Here is a 15,288-nt window from a genome sequence, read left to right as displayed (position 1 = left end):
GGACAATGACCTGCACGTGATCGCGACCTTGCGGACGGGCCTTGCGCTTGCCGCGGAGCTTCCTCACCCTGGGCGGGCCCCGTCCTCGTGCCCCGCTACCGCCGCGGCCCGGCGAGGGCGTAGAGCGTGGTGCCGGCCAGTGCCAGGACCGTCGCCGTCGCGGTGGACGCCGTGGTACCGGCGGGCTGGACCAGCCAGGAGGCGATGTGGCCCGGGCGGCCGGCCATCGGGGGGACCAGCATGGTGAAGGCGAGCCAGCCGGTCGGCAGCGTCCACCCGTAGGTGGTGCCCCAGCAGGCGGTGCCGAGGGCGGCCAGGCCGGTCAGGCCCGCGCTGTCGCGGAGCACCACCGCGGCGTCGGTGAGCCGCGGTCCGGCCAGCAGGGCCAGGCCGGCGGCGGCGCCGATCAGCAGGACGTGCGCGGCACGCCGCGGCGCCCAGCGGATCGCGGCGGTGCGGTCGAGCACCGCGTCCTGCCCGCCGAGGCCGACGACGGCGGCCACCACGCCGGCGGTGAGGACGAGGGCGGCCAGGCCCCGGTTCTCGGTGCCGGCCGGAGCGTCGCGCACCAGCACGCACAGCGTCAGCGCGACCCCGGCGAGCACCGCCGCCGACAGCGGCACCTGGCGTGAACGGGCGTACAGCACAAGCCAGTTCATCATCCCTCCGCTCCGGTCAGGGCGGACAGCCGGTGCTTCGTCGAGCAGGACACGGCGGCCTCGTGCAGCGCGGCGACGCGGGCCCGCTGCTCGGCGGGGGGAAGGGCGGCGAACACCGTCCACGCGGCCCGGGCCTCCTCCCAGACCTGCCGGTCGTACTCGTTCGAGCCCGGTGTCTCCACCGGCACCGGCGCGGGGTCGCCGAGCGCCCAGCTCGCGACGAGGCTCTGCACGGCGGCGTCCTGGACCAGGCCGCCCTCCCGGTCGGTGCGGGCGTAGCAGGTCGGCACCAGGCCCTGCGCGACCAGCGCCCGGGTGAGGTCCGGCCCGCTCGCCCGGGCGAACTCGCGTTCGTCGAAGTCCACCAGCACCGTCCCGGCGGACACCTGCCGGAGGTCGCCGAGGGCACGCGGTGAGCCGTCCTCGGCGATGGACCGCGGCGCCCGCTCGCCCAGCGCGCCGTCCAGCACCCGCAGCGCCTCGGCGCCGCGCGCCGCGAGCTCCGGCAGCCTGTTCCGGTGCAGCGTGGTCACGCACACCGGCCCGTCGCACACCGGCCGCGCCGCAGCCCGATCCAGCACCCAGGTGTGGCGCGGATCGCCGGGCAGCACCGCCAGCGCCAGCGCCGCGCCCGCCAGCACGGGGACGAGGGCCAGCAGCCGGGCCCGCCGACTCGCGGCGACCAGCAGGAGGAAGCCCGTCACCGCGAGGCCCAGGAACCACAGCGCCTGGCCCAGATGGACCGGACCGGCCAGGGTGAGCAGCGCCTCGCGCGGATCGACGGTCACCGGGGAGAACAGCGCGAGCCGGTTCGGCGCGATGCTGTGCGGCACCGCGTCGTCGCCGCTCCACCGCAGCAGCATGTCCGCCGTCAGCAGGCAGAGCACCACCAGCGCGGGCGGGGTCAGCACCGAGGGCACGGCGCGCGCCACGCCCATGCCGAACACCGCGCCCGCGACCAGGGCGAGCGCCGCCACCAGCGAGATCGGCAGCCAGCCGAGCGTCCGGTAGCCGCTGTCGCCCGCCGCGACCTGCACCGCGCCGGCCGCCACCACCAGGCCGAAGCCCGCCGCCAGCACCCCGGCCGTCGCGCCGGCGGGCAGCGCGGCGCGCCGCCAGGCGGGCTTCGGCACGGTGCCGAACAGCTCCGCCGTGCCCGACCGGGCGTCGCGCAGGCCGTACAGCGCGCCGACGCCGATCACCAGCGGCCACCAGAAGCCCAGCAGCCAGCGCGTCCACAGGGCCATCGGCACCCACTGCGCCGTCCAGCCGGCCGTGCCGCGCCACCAGATGCCGTCGATCGCGAACAGGACGGCCAGCGAGCCGCCGAGCACCAGCAGCCCGGCCCAGGGCGCGGCCGAGCGAAGCAGCTCGGTCCGCAGTACGCGCGTGTTCACCAGATGCCCCCGGGGCGCTCGGAGTGGCGGAGCAGCGCCGAGTAGCCGCGCTCCAGCGGGCTGTCGCCCGGGTGTTCGGGGCCGCCGGCGGCGGCCAGGTCGTCCGGGGTGCCCTGGAAGACCAGCCGGCCGTCCGCGAACAGCACCACGTCCGAGCAGGCGGCGGCGACGTCCTCGACCAGGTGGGTGGAGACCACCACGCAGGCGTCCCGGCCGAGGTCCTGCAGCAGCTCGCGGAAGCGCAGCCGCTGCGCCGGGTCCAGCCCGGCGGTGGGCTCGTCCAGCAGCACCAGGTCCGGGTCGTTGACGATGGCCTGGGCGATGCCGGCCCGCCGCACCATGCCGCCGGACAGCGTCCGCATCCGGTGGTCGGCGCGGTCCGCGAGGCCGACCCGCTCCACCGCCCGCTGGACGGCGCCGGGGATCTCGGCCTTCGGGACCTCCTTCAGCCAGGCCATGTACTCGACGAACTCCCGGACGGTGAAACGCCGGTAGTAGCCGAAGTCCTGCGGCAGGTAGCCGATCCGGCGCCGCAGCGCCCGCAGGTCGGCGCGGTCGGCGGCCGTGCCGAGCAGCTCCAACTCGCCGCCGGCCGGACGCAGCACGGTGGCCAGCGCCCGGATCAGCGTGGTCTTCCCGGCCCCGTTCGGCCCGAGCAGCCCGTGGGCCCCGGTGCCGAGCCGGAGATCCAGGCCGTTGACGGCCATCTTCTTGCGTCCGGCCCGGACGAGCAGGCCCTCGGCCCGGATCTCCCAGGCATGGGTCCTGGGCGCGACGGAGGCCGCGCTGACGGCGCGTGGCATGGGTGGTTCCTCTCAAAAGGGGTGAACGGGACGGCCCGGCAGGGCAGTTGAGCAGGTGGCAGCAGGTCAGGCGCGGGGCGTGGAGTAGGCGTGTCGGCGGGCGAGCACGGTGGCGGCGGCGAGGACGAGGAGCAGCGCCCAGCCGGGCAGTTGCTCGGTGCGCAGGACGAACGGCAGACGGCCGGTGGCCCACACCGGGGCCGCGACGGCGGCGGCCCAGACGGCGACCAGGGCGGCGGCGGCACGGCCGACACCGACGACGCTGCCGAGGGCGAGCGCGGTGGTGGTGAAGGCGAGCGACGGCAGCAGCCACTGCGCGGCCGTCATCGCGCCGGTCAGCCCGCCCGCGGCCAGCAGCACCGGCAGCACCACGGCCAGCGCGGCGACGGTGCGGCGCAGCAGCAGGGGCAGGCCGGAGCGCGGGGCGGCGGCGGTCAGCTCGTGCGCCGGGTCGAGGCCGGGCGCCCAGGCCGCGGCGGCCACGCACAGCGGCAGCACCGGCGCGACCAGCAGCAGCGGCGAGACCTGCCCGAACAGGTTCGGCGGCCCGGCGGACTCCAGCGTCAGGGCCAGCAGCACCACCGCGACGGCGGTCAGCAGCCAGGGCGTCGCGGCCGGCGCGGCCCAGGCGGGCAGCCACCGGGACCGCCGCCGCACGGGCGCCGGGCGGACCGCGTCCAGCTGCGGCCCGAGCGCGGCGTGCACGGAGTCGACGAGCGCCGCGACGCCGGGCGCCGCGACGGGCACGGTCGCCGCGAGCAGCCCCCGGCAGGGCGCGCAGCCCTCCAGGTGCGCCTCCAGGGCCCAGACGGTGTCCGCGGGCAGGCCGTCGCCGCCGAGCGCGTACGCCCCGATCAACCCGGCCGATGCGTGCTCCGCGCTCATGCCAGTTCCTTCCGCATCGCGATCCGGGCCCGGCGGGCACGGGTCTTCACCGTGCCCTCGGGCAGTCCCAGCAGGACGGCGGCCTCCCGGACGGAGAGCCCGTCGAGGACGGTGGCCTGCAGCACCGCGCGCAGCTCGGGGGCCAGGCGCCGCAGCGCGTCCCCCACGTCGCCGCCGACCGCTCCGGCCAGCGCCTCCTCCTCGGCGGCCGGGGCGACGGCCTGCTCGGCCACGGCGACCGGCGGCTCGGCGTGGTGCGCGCGGCGGCGGAAGGCGTCGACCAGGCGGCGGGCCGCGATGGTCCACAACCAGCCGACGGCGCTGCCGCCCACCGCACTGCCGGCGAACGCGCCCGCCGCGCGCCAGACCGCGAGGAAGGTCTCCTGCATGACCTCGGCGACGATCTGCTCGTCCGCGCAGCGACGGCGCAGCCGCAGGGCCAGCCAGGGGGCGGTGCGGCGGTACAACTCGTCGAACGCCGCTCGGTCGCTCCTGGCGACCAGTCGGAGCAGACGTTCCTCGTCCAGCTCGTGCAGTGCTTTCACACCTGCCAGACGCGAGGGCGTGCGGACGGGTTCTCGAATCAGGGTGATCCGCGTCACGCTGACAGCGGGTGGGCGCGAAACCGGGGGCGCGGGGAACTGCGCGAAGCGGGAGGTGCCCCGTCCGCAAGATCGCGACGTAGGACAATGACCTGCACTTGATCGCGACCTTGCGGACGGGCTTTGCGCTTGTCGCGCAGTTCCCCGCGCCCCTGTTTTCGCGCCCGCCCCCTCAGGTCAGGCCGGCGATTCCGCGGACGCCGACGAGGAGGGCCGCTGCCGGGTCGCCGACGGCGTCTGTCGCGCGCCAGCCGACGAAGCCGTCCGGGCGGATCAGGGTGGCGCCGCCCGGGTGGAGCCCGTACGCGGCGGGCCAGGTGGTGGGGGAGACGGGGCCGGTGGGGCGGGCGCCGGCGGGGAGGTGGGCGGGCGGGGGTTCGGGGTGGAGGTCGCCGTGCTCGCCGATCAGCAGGCAGCGCAGCGGGACGCCGGTCTGCCGGGCGACCTGGCGGGCGGCGGCCGGCCACGTGCCGCCGCCCTCGGCGGGGGCGAGCAGCAGCGGCCCCTCGGCGAACAGGTCGAGGGTGGACAGGCGGGTGCCGGCGGCGTCGCGCAGCCAGACGTGGGGGGCGCGGGTGCCGGGTTCGCCGGTGGCGGCGAAGCGTTCGGGGACGACGCCGGCGGTGGCGTCCGCGCCGACCAGCGCGCCCTCCGGGTAGCGGTAACCGAGCGCCACCGCGAGGACGTTGGTGCGCGGCCCGCCCGAGGGCGCCGCGTCGAAGCCGGGGTGCTGGTGTTCGACGGAGCGGGCCGCGGCACGGGCGGCGGTCTGCACGGCGACGGGGCGGCGCTCGCTCTCGTAGGAGTCCAGCAGGCGGGGCCCGCCCCAGCCGGCCAGGACGGCGGCGAGCTTCCAGGCCAGGTTGTGGGCGTCCTGGATGCCGGTGTTGGAGCCGAACGCGCCGGTCGGCGGCATCTCGTGGGCGGCGTCCCCGACCAGGAACACCCGTCCGGCGCCGTACCGGTCGGCGACGCGTTCGGCGGCGTGCCAGGGGGCCCGGCCGGTGATCTCCACCTCCAGGTCGGGCACCCCGGCGGCGGCCCGGATGTGGGCGACGCAGCGGGCGTCGGTGAAGTCCTCGACGCTCTCGCCGCGCTCGGGGTGCCAGGGCAGGTGGAAGACCCAGTGCTCCTGGTTGTCGACGGGCAGCAGCGCGCCCGCGCCGGCCGGGTCGGTCAGGTAGCAGGCGATGAACCGCCGGTCGCCGACCACGTCGGCCAGCCGCTTGGCCCGGAAGGTGACGCTGACGTTGTGGAACAGGTCGCCGCGCCCGGACTGCCCGATGCCCAGGCGCTCCCGGACCGGGCTGCGCGGACCGTCCGCCGCGACCAGGTAGTCGGCCCGCACGGTGCGCTCCTCGCCGGTGGCCCGGTCCAGCAGCCGCGCCGTCACCCCGTCGGCGTCCTGGTCGAAGGAGACCAGCTCGGTGTTGAACCGGACGTCGCCCCGCTCGGCGGCGTGCCGCAGCAGCACCGGCTCCAGGTCGTTCTGGCTGCACAGGCACCAGCTGGACGGGCTGAACCTGGCCAGGCCCCCGCCCGGGTCGATCTCGCGGAACAGCCACTCCTGCTCGCCGCCGGACAGCGTCTCGGCCTGCAGGATGCCGTGGTTGTCGGCCAGCACGGACGCCGCCGCCCGGACGTCGTCCTCCACCCCGGCGGTGCGGAACAGCTCCATCGTGCGCAGGTTGTTGCCGCGCCCGCGCGGGTGCCGGGAGGTCTCCGGGTGCCGCTCCACCAGCAGGTGCGGCACGCCGAGCCGACCGAGGAAGAGCGACGCCGACAGCCCCACCAGGGAACCGCCCGCGACCAGGACCGGCACCCGGTCCGCCATCTGTGTGTTCATCAGCACTGCTCCATCCGTGCGGGGCGCTGGATACGCCGGACCCCGCATCCATCCCCCGCCGCCGACGGCCACGCAGGGTGCTTCCCTCGGATGGCCGCGAACTCTCGCGCCCGCCCCGCGCCCCCGTGACGATCGAGTGCGAACCAGCCCCGCCCGCCGGACGGCACCGACGGCCGGCCGAGGGCCCATGTGCGAACCAACGACAGGATCCGCCGCCATGACCCTGCTCTCCCAAACCGAGGAGACCGCCACCGGCCGGCCCGCCGCGGGCCGGCTTCGCGTCGTCCTGATGCTCGACGTCCACGACGGCGCCCAGGACCGCTTCCTGGACGCCTACGAACTGCTGCGCCATCAGGTCTCCGCCGTCCCCGGCCACGTCAGCGACCAGCTCTGCCAGTCCATCGACGACCCGTCGCGGTGGCTGATCACCAGCGAATGGGAGAGCGCCGCGCCGTTCCTCGCCTGGGTCGACAGCCCCGCCCACCGCGAGATGGTCAAGCCGATGCACGGCTGCGTCCGCGACACCCACTCGCTGCGCTACACCGTGCTGCGCGAGACCCACGGCGAGCGCACCTACGACAGCCCCGCCGCCCCGCTGCGCCCCGGCGAGCACCACCCCGGACTGCCCGCCGCGCCCCGGCCCGGACCGGACGGCGTGGTGCGGCACGCGCTCAGCTTCACCGTCAAGCCCGGCGCCGAGGCCAAGGCCGCCGAACTGCTGGCCGGCTACCGCTCCCCGCAGGCCCGGGTCGACGACACCACCCGGCTGCTGCGCACCTCGCTGTTCATGCGCGGCAACCGCATCGTGCGCTGCGTCGAAGTGGCCGGCGACCTGGTCGCCGCGCTGCGGCACGTCGCCCGGCAGCCCGAGGTGCGGGCCGTCGAGGAGGCCATCAACCCGTACCTGGAGGAGGACCGCGACCTGGACGACCCGCTGTCCGCCCGCGACTTCTTCCAGCGCGCCGCACTGCCCGCCGTCCACCACCACGCCGCGCTCAAGTCCGGCCAGGTGCAGCGGCACGCGTTCCTGTACCCGGTGCGCCCCGACCGCGGCCAGGCGCTCGCCGAACTGCTGGCCGGCGAGGACGAGCACGCCGCCGCCGACCCCGGCTCGCCGCTGGTACGCGCCACCGTGTACCGCCGCGAGGACCTGGTGGTCCGCCTGGTCGACCTGCTCACCGACCCCGCGAGCGACCCCGCCACCGCCCTCGGCGTGGCCGGCCCGCGCGCCGCCGCCGTGCTCGCCAAGCTCGCCGTCATCCCCGCCGAACACCCCGTGCCCAGCGCCGACGGCCTGCGCCACCTGCTCGCCGAGTGCGCGATGACCCCGGTCACCGACCGCCGCTCGGCCGACGCCTGACCCACCGCCACCCACGTCCCCACGCCGGAGAGGAATCCACCGTGACCACCGAGATGCCACGAATCGTCCACGTCGACGACGCGCCCCCGAACCGCAAGCGCGGCGGCGACCTGCGGGCCATGCTCACCCCGACGGCGGTCGGTGCGACCAGCGGATTCATGGGGCTGGCGATCGTCGAGCCGGGCGAGCGGATCGGCGAGCACTACCACCCCTACTCCGAGGAGTTCGTGTTCGTGGTGGCCGGCGAACTCGACGTCGACCTGGACGGCAAGACCCAGCCGCTGCGGCCGAACGAGGGCCTGATGATCCCGATCGGGATGCGGCACCGGTTCCGCAACACCGGCACCGGGCAGGCCCGGATGGTCTTCCACCTGGGGCCGCTCGCGCCCCGCCCCGAACTCGGCCACGTCGACACCGAGGAGCCGAGCGACTCCGAGGCGGGGCCGCCCGAACCGGCCGGGGCGGCCTCGTGAACCGCCGGGTCGCGGTGACCGGGATCGGCGTGGTCGCGCCCGGCGGCATCGGCGTCCCGCAGTTCTGGCGGCTGCTCACCGACGGCCGCACCGCCACCCGCGGCATCACCCTGTTCGACCCCGAGGGGTTCCGCTCCCGGATCGCCGCCGAATGCGACTTCGACCCCGCCGCCCACGGCCTGACCCCCGACCAGACCGCCCGCAACGACCGCTACGTGCAGTTCGCGCTGGTCGCCGCCGCCGAAGCGGTCGCCGACGCCGGACTCGAACCCGCCCGGGAGGACCCGTGGCGGATCGGCGTCTCGCTCGGCACCGCCGTCGGCGGCACCACCCGGCTCGAACACGACTACGTGCTGGTCAGCAACCGCGGCGAACACTGGGCCGTCGACCACCGGCCCGCCGAACCCCACCTGGAGCGGGCCTTCTCGCCGTCCACCCTGGCCTCCGCCGTCGCCGAACAGCTCGGCGCGCACGGCCCCGTGCAGACCGTCTCCACCGGCTGCACCTCCGGCCTGGACGCCGTCGGCTACGCCGCCCTCGCCATCAAGGAGGGCCGCGCCGACGTCATCGTCGCCGGAGCCTGCGACTCGCCGATCTCCCCGATCACCGTCGCCTGCTTCGACGCCATCAAGGCCACCTCCGCCCGCAACGACGACCCCGCGCACGCCTCCCGCCCCTTCGACGCGAGCCGCGACGGCTTCGTGCTCGGCGAGGGCGGCGCCGTCCTCGTGCTGGAGGAATGGGAGCACGCCACCAGGCGCGGCGCCCGGATCTACGCCGAACTCGGCGGCTTCGCCACCTTCGGCAACGCCTACCACATGACCGGCCTCACCCAGGAAGGCGTGGAGATGTCCGAGGCCATCGACCACGCCCTCGCACACGCGAAACTGCCCGGCGACGCCGTCGACTACGTCAACGCGCACGGCTCCGGCACCAAGCAGAACGACCGGCACGAGACCGCCGCCGTCAAACGCTCCCTCGGCGCACACGCCCGGCGCACCCCGATGAGCTCCATCAAATCGATGGTCGGACACTCGCTCGGCGCGATCGGCGCCATCGAACTGGTCGCCTGCACCCTCGCCCTGCACCACGGCGTGGTCCCGCCGACCGCCAACTACACCGAACGCGACCCCGAGTGCGACCTCGACTACGTCCCCCGCACCGCCCGCGAACTGCCGCTGCGCCACGTGCTGTCGGTGGGCAGCGGCTTCGGCGGCTTCCAGTCCGCGGTGGTGCTGAGCAGAGCGGAGACGGCCTTATGAACACCCCCCGCAGCGCGGTGATCACCGGCGTCGGCGTGGTCTGCCCGCACGGCATCGGCGCCGACGACTACTGGAAGGCCCTCGGCGAGGGCCGCTCCGCGCTCGCCCCGATCGACCGGGAAGGCTGCGAGAACCTCCCGCTGCGGATCGCCGGCCTGGTCCGCGGCTTCGACGCCGAGGAGTACGTCGAGCCGCGCTACCTGGTGCAGACCGACCGGTTCACCCACTTCGCGATGGCCGCCGCCGAACTCGCCATGGCCGACGCCGGGCTGAGGCCCCGACCGGACGACCCGTTCCAGGTCGCCGTGGTCACCGCGGCCGGCTCCGGCGGCGGCGAGTTCGGCCAGCGCGAACTCCAGCACCTGTGGTCCGAGGGCCCCCACCACGTCGGCCCCTACCAGTCGATCGCCTGGTTCTACGCCGCCTCCACCGGCCAGATCTCCATCCGCGGCGGCTTCAAGGGCCCCTGCGGCGTCGTCGCCTCCGACGAGGCCGGCGGCCTCGACGCCCTCGCGCACGCCGCCCGCGCCGTCGCCCGCGGCACCGACGCCGTGCTGGCCGGCGCCGCCGAAGCACCCATCGCCCCGTACTCGATGGTCTGCCAGCTCGGCTACCCCGGACTCTCCACCGCCGAGGACCCCGAACGCGCCTACCGCCCGTTCGGCTCCGACGCGGCCGGCTTCGTCCCCGCCGAGGGCGGCGCCATGTTCGTGGTCGAGGACGCCGACACCGCCCGCCGGCGCGGCGCCCGCCCCCGGGCCCGGATCGCCGGCCACACCGCCACCTTCACCGGCGCCGCCCGCTGGGCCGAAAGCCGCGAAGGACTCGCCCACGCCGTCCGCGGCGCCCTCGCCGAGGCGCACTGCGCGCCCGACGAGGTCGACGTGGTCTTCGCCGACGCCCTCGGCACCCCGGAGGCCGACCGGGCCGAAGCCCTCGCGCTGGCCGACGCGCTCGGCGAACACGCCGAACGCGTCCCCGTCACCGCCCCCAAGGCCGGATTCGGCCGCGCCCACTGCGGCGCCCCCGCACTCGACGTCGCCGCCGCCGTGCTAGCCCTCGAACAGGGCCTCGTCCCGCCCACCCCGCACACCGAGGACTGCCCGCACGGACTCGACCTGGTCATCGGCCACCCGCGCCCCGCCGACCTGCGCACCGCCCTGGTGCTCAGCCGCGGCCAGATGGGATCCAACACCGCCCTGGTGCTGCGCCGGGCCTGACCACCACCCCACCGCAAGGAGCAACAGATGGCATCCGAGATCACCTACGAGGAACTCGCCACCCTGATCAAGACCCGGGCCGGCGTCCCCGTCACGGTCGACCAACTCGCCGACCCGGGCTGCATGTTCCTCGACCTCGGCGTCGACTCGCTGGGGGTGCTCGGCGTGCTCGCCGACCTGGAGAACCGCTACGGCGTCTCCATCGACTCCACCGAACTGCTCGGCCGGCCCGTCGCCGAGTTCCTGCAGACCGTCAACTCCACCGTGAAAGCTGGTGCCTGAGATGCCCGGACACACCGACAACACCGTCCTCATCAACGCCCCCGTCGACCTGGTCTGGGACGTCACCAACGACCTGGAGCAGTGGCCGCAGCTGTTCAGCGAGTACGCGAGCGTCGAAATCCTCGACCGGCAGGGCCAGTTGGTGCGCTTCCGGCTCACCATGCACCCCGACGAGAACGGCCAGGTGTGGAGCTGGGTCTCCGAACGCGAGACCGACCGCGACAAGCTCGCCGTCCGCGCCCGCCGGGTCGAGCCCGGCCCGTTCGAGTTCATGGAGATCCGCTGGGAGTACGAGGAGGTGCCGCAGGGCACCCGGATGCGGTGGATCCAGGACTTCGCGATGAAGCCCACCGCCCCCGTCGACGACCTGCAGATGACCGACCGGATCAACCAGAACTCCAAGATCCAGATGGAGCTGATCCGCGCCAAGGTCGAACACCGCGCCGGCGCGGCCCGATGACCGCCACCCACCGCACCCTGATCGTCGCCCGGATGAAACCCGGCACCGCCGACCACATCGCCGGCGTCTTCGCCGACTCCGACCGCGGCCCGCTGCCCGGCCTGATCGGCGTCAGCGGCCGCAGCCTGTTCCAGTTCGGCGACGTCTACCTGCACCTCATCGAATCCGAGCGCCCCGCCGGGGCCGAGGTCGCCAAGTACGCCGAACACCCCGAGTTCCGCGACATCAGCGAACGGCTCGCCGTCTACGTCGACGCCTACGACCCGGCCACCTGGCGCAGCCCCAAGGACGCCATGGCCCGCGAGTTCTACCGCTGGGAACGCTGAACTGTCCCACCGCACAACGGAATTGCACAGGCGAATTGCACAGGGAAGGGAGAGCCGCCGTGGCCGAACAGAGCGAACCGGCGGACTGGGTGCGCTGCGAAGGCTGCGCCGGCCTGGTCTACGGCAGACGCTGGAACCGCGCCCTGCGGGTGTGCCCCGACTGCGGGCACCACGGGCGGCTCACCGCCCCGCAGCGGCTCGCCCAACTCCTCGACCCGGGCACCGCCGAACCCCTCGGACCGGTGCCCGCCCTGCACGACCCGCTCGGCTTCGTCGACAGCCGCCCCTACCAGGACCGCCTCGACCAGGCCCGCGCCGACACCGGCCTGCACGAGGCCGTGCTGTGCGCCGCCGGACAGATCGAGGGCCAGCCCTGCGTCGCCGCCGCGATGGACTTCCGCTTCCTCGGCGGCAGCCTCGGCTGCGCCGTCGGCGCCCTGATCACCCACGCCGCCACCACCGCCCTGGAGCGCCGCGTCCCGCTCGTCCTGGTCACCGCCAGCGGCGGCGCCCGCATGCAGGAAGGCGTGCTGTCGCTGATGCAGATGGCCAAGACCGCCCAGGCCATGGCCGAACTCGACGAAGCCGGCATCCTCACCGTCACCGTCGTCACCGACCCCACCTACGGCGGCGTCGCCGCCTCCTTCGCCACCCTCGCCGACGTCATCCTCGCCGAACCCGGCGCCCGGATGGGCTTCGCCGGACCCCGCGTCATCGAACAGACCACCGGCGAGAAACTCCCCGACGGCTTCCAGACCGCCGAATTCCTGCTCGCCCACGGCATGGTCGACGACGTCGTCCCCCGCATCGGCCTGCGCCCCGTCCTCGGCCGCCTGCTCGGCCTGCGACCCCCCGCCGCGCCCCGGCCCCCCGGCGACCCCACCGCCATCCTGCGCGCCGCCGACGAACTCGCCGACCGCGACCCCTGGCAGAACGTCCGCCTCGCCCGCCACCCCGAACGGCCCACCACCCTCGACTACATCCGCCGCCTGGTCGACGACTTCCAGGAACTCCACGGCGACCGGCTCACCGAGGACTGCCCCGCCATCGTGGCCGGCACCGGACGCCTGGCCGGCACCCCCGTCGTCCTGATCGGCCACCACAAGGGCGGGCCCGACCTCGGCGAACGCCGCCGACGCCGCTTCGGCATGGCCCAGCCCGCCGGCTACCGCAAGGCCAACCGGCTGATGCGCCTCGCCGCGAAACTCGGCCTGCCCGTCGTCACCCTGATCGACACCCCCGGCGCCAACCCCGGACCCGAGGCCGAGACCGGCGGACAGGCCGCCGCCATCGCCGAGAACCTGCGGCTGATGGCCCGCCTGCCCGTCCCTATTGTTGCTGTGCTCATCGGCGAGGGCGGCAGCGGCGGCGCCCTCGCGCTCGCCGTCGCCGACCGCGTCCTGGTCAGCGCCAACGGCATCTACTCGGTGATCAGCCCCGAAGGCTGCGCCGCCATCCTGTGGAAGGACCCGCAGGCCGCCCCCGCCGCCGCCGCCTCGCTGCGCCTGCACCCCGGCGACCTGCTCAGCCTCGGCGTCGTCGACGGCATCGTCCCCGAACCGCCCGAAGGAGCCCACCAGGACCACGCCGCCGCGGCCGACCTGCTGGAGGCCGCCGTGACCGAGGCCCTGCGCGAACTGATCCCCTGGGACCCGGACCGGCTGCGCGCCGCCCGCCGGGCCCGCTTCCACCGCTACGGCGCCGACACCGGCCCCGCCGCGGCAGATTGGAGCCAGCCATGACCGTCGAGGTGAAACACCAGCCGTCCCGCGGACGGATCGCCCTCACCGGCGACGGCTCCGGCGGCCCCGAACACACCGCGGACCTCGCCGAACTGTGCCGCAGCATCGCCGAACTCGCCCGCACCAGCAGCCGCCCGCCCCGCCGGATCCGCCTCGAACACCTCGGCACCGCCGTCGAGGTCGAATGGGACGGCCACGACGGGGCCGCCCCGGCCCATGCGCCGTCGCAGTCGCCGTCGTCGTCGGAGGCCGAACCCGCGGACGACCGCCACCAGGTGTGCGCCCCGATGATCGGCACCTTCTACCACGCGCCCGAACCGGGCGCGCCGCCGTTCGTCACCGTCGGCGACAGCGTCACCCCCGGCCAGCCGGTCGGCCTGCTCGAAGTGATGAAGATGATGAGCCCCGTGCACGCCGACACCGCCGGACGGGTGGTGGAGATCCTGGTCGCCGACGGCACCGCCGTGGAGTTCCAGCAGCCCCTGATCACCGTCGAACCCGCCTAGGGGGCCGGCGTGTTCACCACCGTGCTGATCGCCAACCGCGGCGAGATCGCCCTGCGGATCGCCCGCACCTGCCGGGAGATGGGCATCCGCACCGTCGCCCTGTACTCCACCGCCGACCGCGACTCGGCGGTGGTCCGCGTCGCCGACCGCGCCGTCCACCTCGGACCGGCCGCCGCGAAAGCCAGCTACCTGCACATCCCGTCCGTCATCGAGGCCGCCCGCCTCACCGGCGCCCAGGCCGTCCACCCCGGCTACGGCTTCCTCTCCGAGGACCCCGACTTCGCCGAGATCTGCGAAGCCGCCGGACTCACCTTCATCGGCCCGCCCCCGCACGTCATCGAACAACTCGGCGACAAATCGGTGGCCCGCCGCCTGATGGCCGAAGCCGGACTGCCCGTCCTGCCCGGCTCCACCGGCGCCGTCCGCAGCCCCGCCGAAGCCCGCGAGACCGCCGCCCGCACCGGCTACCCGATCATCCTCAAAGCGGTCGCCGGCGGCGGCGGACGCGGCATGGCCGTCGTCCGCGACGGCGCCGACCTGGCCACCGCCTTCCAGGAGACCCGTGCCCACGCCCGCGCCGTCTTCGGCGACGACCGGCTCTACCTCGAACGCTACGTCGACGGCGCCCGCCACATCGAGGTCCAGGTGCTCTGCGACCACCACGGCAACGCCGTCCACCTCGGCGAACGCGACTGCTCCGTACAGCGCCGCCACCAGAAGCTCATCGAGGAATCGCCCGCCCCCAACCTCCCCGACCCGCTGCGCCGCGAGATCTGCGCCGCCGCCGTCCGCGGCGCCCTCGCCGTCGGCTACGTCGGCGCCGCCACCTTCGAATTCGTCCTCGCCCCCGACGGCGCCTACTACCTGATGGAGGTCAACTGCCGCCTCCAGGTCGAACACCCCGTCACCGAGATGGTCACCGGCATCGACCTGGTCCGCGAACAGCTCACCATCGCCGCCGGCGAACCCCTCACGCTGCGCCAGGACGCCGTCCGGCCGCGCGGCGCCGCCATCGAGGCCCGGGTCAACGCCGAGGACCCCGAACGCGGCTTCCTGCCCACCCCCGGCCTGCTCACCGAGTTCGTCCCGCCCGGCGGCCCGTTCGTCCGCGTCGACACCCACGCCTACCCCGGCTGGCCGGTCGGACCCGACTACGACTCGCTGCTCGCCAAGACCATCGCCTGGGCCCCCGACCGCGACCAGGCGGTCGCCCGCCTCGACCGCGCCCTCGCCGAGTTCCGCATCGACGGCCCCGGCGTCCGCACCACCACCGACTACCTGCGCCGCACCCTCGCCGACCCGCGCTTCCGGGCCGGCCGGCACACCACCGCGCTGGTCGCCGAGATGGCCGCCGAGACGGCGGCCCGGCCGTAGCCCCCCCGCCCCGCCGAGGGGGGGCGGTCCGGGGGGCCCCCCCGCTTCGGGCGGGGGGGGGGTGGTCAGGGGAGGCGTATAGGGTGCGATA

At 75.1% G+C, this 15,288-nt stretch carries 16 protein-coding genes; 10 read left to right on the top strand and 6 right to left on the bottom strand.

Going from position 1 to position 15,288, the window contains the following annotated elements; genetic code table 11:
- Positions 1 to 95: 95 nt before the first annotated feature.
- From ACWEMJ_RS02275 to ACWEMJ_RS02250, 6 genes are all read right to left on the bottom strand, one after another.
- On the bottom strand, positions 96 to 659 hold the full coding sequence (locus ACWEMJ_RS02275; RefSeq protein ID WP_452135168.1) for a hypothetical protein: 564 nt from the start codon (positions 657 to 659) through the stop codon (positions 96 to 98).
- Positions 659 to 2,056, bottom strand: coding sequence for a hypothetical protein (locus tag ACWEMJ_RS02270; protein ID WP_452135026.1), 1,398 nt, complete (start codon positions 2,054 to 2,056; stop codon positions 659 to 661). The genes ACWEMJ_RS02275 and ACWEMJ_RS02270 overlap by 1 nt, the downstream gene beginning before the upstream one ends.
- Complete coding sequence (locus ACWEMJ_RS02265; RefSeq protein WP_452135025.1) at positions 2,053 to 2,859, bottom strand: ATP-binding cassette domain-containing protein; 807 nt, start codon at positions 2,857 to 2,859, stop codon at positions 2,053 to 2,055. Before ACWEMJ_RS02265 ends, ACWEMJ_RS02270 begins: the two co-directional genes overlap by 4 nt.
- A 66-nt stretch (positions 2,860 to 2,925) precedes the next feature.
- On the bottom strand, positions 2,926 to 3,744 hold the full coding sequence (locus ACWEMJ_RS02260; RefSeq protein ID WP_452135024.1) for a zf-HC2 domain-containing protein: 819 nt from the start codon (positions 3,742 to 3,744) through the stop codon (positions 2,926 to 2,928).
- Complete coding sequence (locus ACWEMJ_RS02255; RefSeq protein ID WP_452135023.1) at positions 3,741 to 4,289, bottom strand: RNA polymerase sigma factor; 549 nt, start codon at positions 4,287 to 4,289, stop codon at positions 3,741 to 3,743. The genes ACWEMJ_RS02260 and ACWEMJ_RS02255 overlap by 4 nt, the downstream gene beginning before the upstream one ends.
- Positions 4,290 to 4,518: 229 nt before the next feature.
- A complete protein-coding gene (locus ACWEMJ_RS02250; RefSeq protein ID WP_452135022.1) occupies positions 4,519 to 6,192 on the bottom strand; it encodes an FAD-dependent oxidoreductase in 1,674 nt (557 codons plus the stop codon).
- A 217-nt stretch (positions 6,193 to 6,409) separates the two neighbouring features.
- On the opposite strand from ACWEMJ_RS02250, the gene ACWEMJ_RS02245 reads away from it, so the two are divergent.
- Genes ACWEMJ_RS02245 through ACWEMJ_RS02200 form a run of 10 tightly spaced genes read left to right on the top strand, consistent with a single transcriptional unit; the run spans position 6,410 to position 15,197 of the window.
- Positions 6,410 to 7,552, top strand: coding sequence for a SchA/CurD-like domain-containing protein (locus tag ACWEMJ_RS02245; RefSeq protein WP_452135021.1), 1,143 nt, complete (start codon positions 6,410 to 6,412; stop codon positions 7,550 to 7,552).
- A gap of 41 nt (positions 7,553 to 7,593) precedes the next feature.
- Positions 7,594 to 8,025 (top strand): cupin domain-containing protein, encoded by a 432-nt coding sequence (locus ACWEMJ_RS02240; RefSeq protein WP_452135020.1) that lies wholly within the window; start codon positions 7,594 to 7,596, stop codon positions 8,023 to 8,025.
- Entirely contained in the window at positions 8,022 to 9,287 is a 1,266-nt protein-coding gene (locus ACWEMJ_RS02235) for a beta-ketoacyl-[acyl-carrier-protein] synthase family protein (protein WP_452135019.1), read from the top strand. Before ACWEMJ_RS02240 ends, ACWEMJ_RS02235 begins: the two co-directional genes overlap by 4 nt.
- Positions 9,284 to 10,507, top strand: coding sequence for a beta-ketoacyl synthase N-terminal-like domain-containing protein (locus ACWEMJ_RS02230; RefSeq protein ID WP_452135018.1), 1,224 nt, complete (start codon positions 9,284 to 9,286; stop codon positions 10,505 to 10,507). The genes ACWEMJ_RS02235 and ACWEMJ_RS02230 overlap by 4 nt, the downstream gene beginning before the upstream one ends.
- Before the next feature lie 27 nt (positions 10,508 to 10,534).
- Positions 10,535 to 10,789: an acyl carrier protein gene (locus ACWEMJ_RS02225; protein ID WP_452135017.1), complete on the top strand. Its 255-nt coding sequence runs from the start codon at positions 10,535 to 10,537 to the stop codon at positions 10,787 to 10,789.
- Position 10,790: 1 nt separating this feature from the next.
- On the top strand, positions 10,791 to 11,249 hold the full coding sequence (locus tag ACWEMJ_RS02220) for an SRPBCC family protein (RefSeq protein ID WP_452135016.1): 459 nt from the start codon (positions 10,791 to 10,793) through the stop codon (positions 11,247 to 11,249).
- A complete protein-coding gene (locus ACWEMJ_RS02215) occupies positions 11,246 to 11,575 on the top strand; it encodes a TcmI family type II polyketide cyclase (RefSeq protein ID WP_452135015.1) in 330 nt (109 codons plus the stop codon). Before ACWEMJ_RS02220 ends, ACWEMJ_RS02215 begins: the two co-directional genes overlap by 4 nt.
- Before the next feature lie 59 nt (positions 11,576 to 11,634).
- Positions 11,635 to 13,317, top strand: a complete 1,683-nt coding sequence (accA, locus tag ACWEMJ_RS02210; RefSeq protein WP_452135014.1) for an acetyl-CoA carboxylase carboxyl transferase subunit alpha — start codon at positions 11,635 to 11,637, stop codon at positions 13,315 to 13,317.
- Positions 13,314 to 13,823: an acetyl-CoA carboxylase biotin carboxyl carrier protein gene (locus tag ACWEMJ_RS02205; RefSeq protein WP_452135013.1), complete on the top strand. Its 510-nt coding sequence runs from the start codon at positions 13,314 to 13,316 to the stop codon at positions 13,821 to 13,823. Before accA ends, ACWEMJ_RS02205 begins: the two co-directional genes overlap by 4 nt.
- 9 nt (positions 13,824 to 13,832) lie before the next feature.
- Entirely contained in the window at positions 13,833 to 15,197 is a 1,365-nt protein-coding gene (locus ACWEMJ_RS02200) for an acetyl-CoA carboxylase biotin carboxylase subunit (RefSeq protein ID WP_452135012.1), read from the top strand.
- Positions 15,198 to 15,288 lie beyond the last annotated feature (91 nt).

This window comes from Kitasatospora sp. NPDC004531 (assembly GCF_053602195.1).
The sequence above is the reverse complement of the archived record's forward strand: the minus strand, read 5'-3'. Positions and strand labels throughout refer to the sequence as shown.